At 66.2% G+C, this 5306-nt stretch carries 4 protein-coding genes and 1 pseudogene; 4 read left to right on the forward strand and 1 reads right to left on the reverse strand.

Going from position 1 to position 5306, the window contains the following annotated elements; all coding sequences use genetic code 11:
* Both AC1D00_RS25035 and AC1D00_RS25040 read left to right on the forward strand, forming a co-directional pair.
* On the forward strand, nt 1–797 hold a 797-nt coding region (locus AC1D00_RS25035; RefSeq protein WP_477012489.1), incomplete at its 5' end, for a cation transporter dimerization domain-containing protein.
* A 227-nt stretch (nt 798–1024) separates the two neighbouring features.
* The gene (locus tag AC1D00_RS25040) at nt 1025–3355 is read left to right on the forward strand and encodes a PAS domain-containing sensor histidine kinase (RefSeq protein ID WP_135172582.1); all 2331 of its coding nucleotides are present in this window, start codon (nt 1025–1027) and stop codon (nt 3353–3355) included.
* 2 nt (nt 3356–3357) lie between these two features.
* On the opposite strand, the gene AC1D00_RS25045 is transcribed toward AC1D00_RS25040, so the two are convergent.
* Nucleotides 3358–4251, reverse strand: coding sequence for a LysR family transcriptional regulator (locus AC1D00_RS25045; protein ID WP_027547228.1), 894 nt, complete (start codon nt 4249–4251; stop codon nt 3358–3360).
* Between the two features lie 224 nt (nt 4252–4475).
* Between AC1D00_RS25045 and AC1D00_RS25050 the strand changes: the two genes are divergently transcribed.
* Together AC1D00_RS25050 and AC1D00_RS25055 are read left to right on the forward strand one after the other, a co-directional pair.
* Nucleotides 4476–4964, forward strand: coding sequence for a formate dehydrogenase subunit gamma (locus AC1D00_RS25050; protein ID WP_477012490.1), 489 nt, complete (start codon nt 4476–4478; stop codon nt 4962–4964).
* Nucleotides 4961–5306: pseudogene (locus tag AC1D00_RS25055) on the forward strand (formate dehydrogenase); the annotation flags it as partial. The gene AC1D00_RS25050 and the pseudogene AC1D00_RS25055, both read left to right, overlap by 4 nt.

Below are 5306 nucleotides of genomic sequence, written 5' to 3' on the forward strand. Positions count from 1 at the left end.
GCCTGCGCATGGCCGGCTCGACCGTGCAGACGCTGGTCGACCGCGCGCCGGAGGGTGCGCAGGAGAAGGCCACAGCCGCGATCCGCGGCGTGCCCGGCGTCATCGGCGTCGAGCGGCTGCGCGTGCGCATGGTCGGCGCGACCACCTTCATCGACACCATCGCAAAGGTGCCGCGGACCTATCCGATCGACCGCGTCGAGGAGATCAAGCGCAAGGTGCAGGCCGCCGTCGACAAGGCGTTCKGCGATGCCGACCTCACCTTCACCCCGGTCCCCGTCGCCCGCGACAATGAGACCGTACGCGACCGCATCATGGTGATCGCCCGGAATTCGAGCCTCGCCATCCACCACGTCACGGTGCACGACCTCGGCGCCAAGCTGATCGTCAGCATCGACCTCGAGGTCGACGCCGGGATGCGGCTCGACGCCGCCCATGAGGTCGCCAACACGCTGGAGCGGAACATCCAGGAGGAGTTCGGCGCCGACGTCGAGGTCGACGTCCATATCGAGCCCTTGGAACCGGAACTGCCGTTCGGCGTCGATGCCGCGCCGGAACGGGTGCGGACCATCGCCGCCGCACTCACCGAATATGCCGCCGGCAGCGAGATCCACGACATCCACAATGTGCGCGTCCGCAACACCGATGCCGGCGAGATCGTCAACTTCCACTGCCGCGCCACGCCGTCGATGAGCGTGATCAAGGTGCACGAGCATGTCGACGCGATCGAGCGCGCGTTGCGCCGCGCGTTCCCGAGCGTGAAGCGCGTGATCAGCCACGCCGAGCCGCCGCGCGCGTGACGCAGAATGCGCGAGGAGTCACACGTTCTCGTTTCGGACTCGTCACGCACGTGAGTTTGCGGGCACGCGACGCGCAAACTGCGCGTTGGATAAGAATAAATTCGCGTTAACGATTCGTTGACTCTCGACAGCCCGGCAAAACTGGATTCAAATCGGTGTGATTCGGAAGCGATGTGGGGCTGCTTCCGAACTCAAGTTGCAAGCAAGTTTTCCAGGGGGCCGAAGGCATGTCGCGTGCAGACGCCGCGAACGCGTGCGTCCAATCCGATTCGATCAAAGGATTGGCGCAATCGATCGCGAAACCTGCCTATCACCGGCTGCTGATCGCGGAACCGGCGCTGCGTCGCGCCGTGCCGACGCTCATCATCGCGTTCCTGATCACGATCTGCCTCGGCGCGTTCGTGCAGGTCGTCGACCAGACGCGCCAGAAGCGGCTGGTGATGCGCCATGACATCTCGGCACTCGCCGATCTGCTCGCCGAGCGCATCGACCGCCTCACCTCCTCGCGGCAGGAACGGCTGAAGAACATCGAGAGCCTGCCGGCGCTGCTGCCCGACCTCATTCCGTCCTGGGGCACGGCCACGGGCCGCCATGTCATCGTCACCTCGGCCGGCGTCGACCGCCGCATCCTCGCCCGCATTCCCATCGACAGCGATTCCTCGGGCAACGACCGCCTGCTCGATTCCATCACCACGGCGCAGCTGCTCGCGGCGCCGCCGCGCGACGGCAACATCTCCGACATGACGCTGCCGAACGGCAACGCCGCGATGGCGACCTCGCGGCAGATCAAGTCGCTGCCCGGCTTCGTCACCGTGATCCAGGAGCGCAACGAGCCGATCTGGGGCTCGGACGCCGCGCTCTCGGTGACGCTGTCGGCCACCACCGGCTTCGTCGTCCTGATCCTCGGCTTCGCCTTCCACTGGCAGTCGACCCGCGCTCGCGAGGGCGATCTCATCAACGACGCGGTGCGCGGCCGCATCGACACCGCGCTCAACCGCGGCCGCTGCGGCCTTTGGGACTGGGACCTGTCGCGCGGCCGGATCTTCTGGTCGCAGTCGATGTTCTCGATGCTGGGCCTCGACGGCCGCAACGAGCTCCTCACCTTCGGCGAGGTCAACGCGCTGGTGAAGTCGGACGACATCGACCTGTTCGAGATCGCCGACCAGCTCATCTCCGAGAAGATCGACCACATCGACCAGACCTTCCGCATGCAGCACGTCGACGGCCACTGGATCTGGCTCCGCGTCCGCTGCGAGAAGACGAGCGGCGCGACCGACTCCAGCGTTCACCTGATCGGAATCGCCGTCGACATCACCGAGCAGAAGAGCCTTGCCGAGCGGACGGTGGAAGCCGATTTGCGCCTGCGCGACGCCATCGAGACCATTCCGGAGGCCTTCGTGCTGTGGGACGCGAGCGACCGCCTCGTGCTCTGCAACTCGCACTTCCAGCGCCTGCACAAGCTGCCCGACAGCGCCGTAATTCCCGGCACCTCCTACGAGACCGTGCTCGAGGTCGGCCGCATGCCGGAGGTGCGCACCCGCCACAACGAGACGGCGAGCCAGGGCCCGGGCGCGCGCACCTTCGAGGCGCAGCTCGACGACGGCAGCTGGCTGCACATCAGCGAGCGCCGCACCAAGGACGGCGGCTACGTCTCGGTCGGCACCGACATCACCCGCATCAAGGAGCACGAGCAGAAGCTCGTCGACAACGATCTGCGCCTGCGCGCCACCGTCATCGACCTGAAGCGCTCGCAGGCCGCGCTCGAACGCCAGACCAACGAGCTTGCGGATCTTGCGGAAAAGTACCAGCGCGAGAAGACCCGCGCCGAGGAAGCCAACCAGACCAAGTCGAAATTCCTCGCCAATATGAGCCATGAGCTGCGCACGCCGCTCAACGCCATCATCGGCTTCTCCGAGATCATGGGCTCGGGCCTGTTCGGCGAGCTCGGCAGCGAGAAGTACCAGGAATACTGCCAGGACATCCTGACCAGCGGCCACTACCTCCTCGAGGTCATCAACGACATCCTCGACATGTCCAAGATCGAAGCCGGCCGCATGAAGCTCGACATGGAAGAGCTCGATCTTGCGCGGACGCTCGCGGAATCCCTGCGCGTCGTCTCCGGCCGCGCGCAGGACAAGCAGCTGACGCTCGATGCCGACATCGCGAAATCGATCTCCGTCGTCGCCGACCGCCGCGCCACCAAGCAGATCATCGTCAACCTGCTGTCGAACGCGGTGAAGTTCACGCCCGACGGCGGCCGCATCGTGGTGCGGAGCCGGCTGCTCGACGACCGGATCGTGCTGATGATCGCCGACACCGGCATCGGGATCGCCCCGCACTCCCTGGCGCGGCTCGGACGCCCGTTCGAGCAGGTCGAGAGCCAGCTCACGAAGACCTATCACGGCTCCGGGCTGGGCCTCGCCATTGCCCGCTCGCTGGCGCAGCTCCACGGCGGCTCGATGCGGCTGCGCTCGAAGATCGATGTCGGCACCGTCGTCCGCGTGACGCTGCCGCGCGACGCAATCAAGGCGGCGTCCGGGATATCGGCCGCGGCTTGAAGCTACAATTGCAGCGTCGGCGCGACTTCACGCGCGACATTGACCAGCGCCGCGATCAGCGGCGTCATCGGATCGCGCTGCGGGATCACCATGCCGATGCTGTAATTGACCTCGGGGTCGACGATCGGGATCGAACGCACGGTATCGGACAGGCCAAGCGTCTCGGCGAGCTTGGCCGGCATCACGCTCGCCCAGCGTCCCGTCTTCACATGCGTGAACAGGACGAGCAGCGAGTTCGAGGTCAGCGTCGGCGTCGCCTCCGCGCCGACCGAGCGCAGCGCGCGGTCGATGATGCGGCGGTTCTGCATGTCGGGCGTGAGCAGGCACAACGGCACCTGCCCGACCTCGGTCCAGGTCACCGTCTCGCGATCGCCGAACATCGCATCCGGCGCGGTGAGGAGACGATAGCTCTCGTTGTAGAGCGGAATGGTGCGCACCTTCCCGATCGGCTCGTTCTCGATATAGGTCAGCCCCGCGTCCACCTCGAGATTTTCGAGCAGGCCCAGCACCTCCGATGAGGTTGTGGACTGGATGCGGAAGCGCACCTCGGGATGCCTGGCGCGAAACGGCGTCGTCAGCGCGGCCACCATGCCGAGCACGGTCGGGATCGCCGCGATGCGGATCTCGCCCGAGAGCTTCTCCTTCAGCGAGTTGATCTCCTGGCGCATCGCGCGGGCATCGCCCACGATCCGCCGCGCCCAGTCCAGTGCCCGCTCGCCTTCGGGGGTAAAGCCCTGGAAGCGGGACCCGCGCTGGACCAGCATCACGCCGAGGATCTCCTCGAGCTGCTTGAGCCCGGTCGACATCGTCGGCTGGGTGACCCCGCAGGCTTCCGCCGCGCGTCCGAAATGCCGTTCCTTCGCCAGCGCCAGCAGCAGTTCAAGCTTGTCGATCAACCGGACGCCCCCTCGAATTCTGTCGTGGCATGCAAGCTAGCACGGCAGGTCCTTGCCAACACGGAAAAACCGGCTGGCGAAATGCGATTAATTGCGTTTCCAAATCGGTCGATTGCATCCGCCAATCGATCTGAATTCGCAATCGCAGCATGAGACAGCTTTATTGATCTTCGAATGATTCCAAATAGTTTGCGATGCAGGAACGCTCAACTTGAGAACGAAGAATGACAGCGGTTTACGAGCCTTGTTACGAGCCTTGGAACGAGACGCGCGGCGCCGAGATCATCGCCGAACATGCAAGGCAGGAGGGCGCGACGCTGGTCATTCTGCACGCCCTTCAAGAGGCGTTCGGCTATGTGCCGGAGGCAGCCATTCCCATGGTGGCGCAGGCGCTCAATCTGTCGCGCGCCGAGGTGCATGGCGTGTTCACGTTCTATCATGATTTCAGGCACAAGCCGGCCGGCCGCCACGTGCTGAAGCTTTGCCGCGCCGAGGCCTGCCAGGCTGCGGGCGGCGATGCGCTGGCGGCGCGTGCCGAGGCCAGGCTCGGCGTGTCGCTCGGCAACACGACGGCCGATGACCGCGTCACGCTGGAGCCGATCTACTGCCTCGGCCTGTGCGCGACTGCGCCGTCGGCGATGCTCGACGGCCGCCTCGTCGGCCGGGTCGACGAGAAGCGCCTCGATGCGCTGGTTGCGGAGGCGCAGCGATGAGCATGCGTCTCTTCGTCTCACGCGATGCGGGTGCGGTGGCCGTCGGCGCCGATGAGGTTGCACTGGCGCTGGAACAGGCCGCGGCCAGGCGTGGCATCGCCGTCGAGATCGTCAGGACCGGCTCGCGCGGCATGTACTGGCTGGAGCCGCTGGTCGAGGTCGCGACGCCGCAGGGCCGGATCGCGTTCGGCCCGGTCACCGAGACCGATGTGCCCTCCCTGCTGGACGCGCTCGCCGGCAATACGCCGCATCTGCTGCGGCTAGGGGCGACCGACGAGATTCCCTGGCTGAAGCGCCAGACCCGCCTCACCTTCGCCCGCTGCGGCGTGATCGATCCGCGCT

This window comes from Bradyrhizobium sp. P2_E8, assembly GCF_056403875.1.